This window comes from Sphaerospermopsis reniformis (assembly GCF_005402885.1).
Lineage (GTDB): Bacteria > Cyanobacteriota > Cyanobacteriia > Cyanobacteriales > Nostocaceae > Sphaerospermopsis > Sphaerospermopsis kisseleviana.
Genome location: NZ_BJCE01000512.1, coordinates 1 through 928, shown reverse-complemented (window position 1 = coordinate 928; position 928 = coordinate 1). Strand labels below are relative to the sequence as shown.

General features: G+C 36.3%; 2 protein-coding genes. Both read right to left on the bottom strand.

Features of this window, described 5'->3' with window-relative positions:
* Window positions 1-60: 60 nt before the first annotated feature.
* Window positions 61-435 carry a four helix bundle protein gene (locus tag FFR48_RS28105; RefSeq protein WP_137669600.1) on the bottom strand — a complete coding sequence of 125 codons (375 nt, stop codon included), beginning with the start codon at window positions 433-435 and terminating at the stop codon, window positions 61-63.
* Window positions 436-605: 170 nt separating this feature from the next.
* A partial coding sequence (locus FFR48_RS28100) for a CHAT domain-containing protein (RefSeq protein WP_137669599.1) occupies window positions 606-928 on the bottom strand: 323 nt, incomplete at its 5' end.

The following is a 928-nucleotide window of genomic DNA, read 5'->3' as shown; positions in this document are numbered from 1 at the left end:
GGTGATTGGTGATGGGTGATTGGTGATGGGTGATGGGTGATGGGTGATTGGTGATTGGTGTTAATTGTGGTCTTTAGTTTTGCCAAGAGAATTTAAGTAGGCGTTTAATTTTGGGGAAAGTTCATCTATTAATGGTTTGAGAATGTTAACGTGTTCTATTGTTAATAATTTGCGAACATAAGCTAACCTCATCCAATGAATTGTTTCATTTAAAGAACCTCTAGCAATTCTGATAAACCGTTTATTATCTTGGAGGTTATAACGTCCCCTTCCTTCTGCTATATTTGCCCCAATACTATCTGCTGCACGCACCATTTGTCTACCAACAGTATCTTTAGAAAAACTATCCCATTGCATAACTATTCTCCAAATTTCATTTGCTAATTTCTCCGACAATCTATCAACTTGCAATTTCTCAAAATCTGGTCTACCCATATATAGCAATCCTAATTTATCCGTGAGAGTTCAACAAGCCTCAAATGCTTATAGAACAGAGATTTTTATCTGCGTATTTTCTCACAATTGGGGTAGAATTGCTATATCTTATCCCTACCCATCCCCTATCACCAATCACCAATCACCAATCACCAATCACCCATTACCATTTATTCAACCTCACCAATTAAAGTAAAAGCAGCCCAATGATAAGGACTTTCATAATTTTTATGTTTCATTGTTGTCAACATCGCTTGTCTTAATGCCGTACCTTTATCTAGTTTTTGTTCCATATTTTTATAAAACTCCGTCATCAAAAACGATGTAGAATCATCATCAACAGCCCATAAGGAAACCACAATACTAGGAATACCAGCACTAATTAAAGAACGGGATAAACCAATCACACCATCACCTTTAATATCTCCTTGTCCCGTATCACAAGCACTAAGAACTATCAATTCAGCATTCAGTTTTAAATCCAGAATTTCCC

Coding starts and splice junctions, on each gene's coding strand:
- FFR48_RS28105 (WP_137669600.1), bottom strand. CDS start 435: ATGGGTAGACCAGATTTTGAGAAATTGCAAGTTGATAGATTGTCGGAG.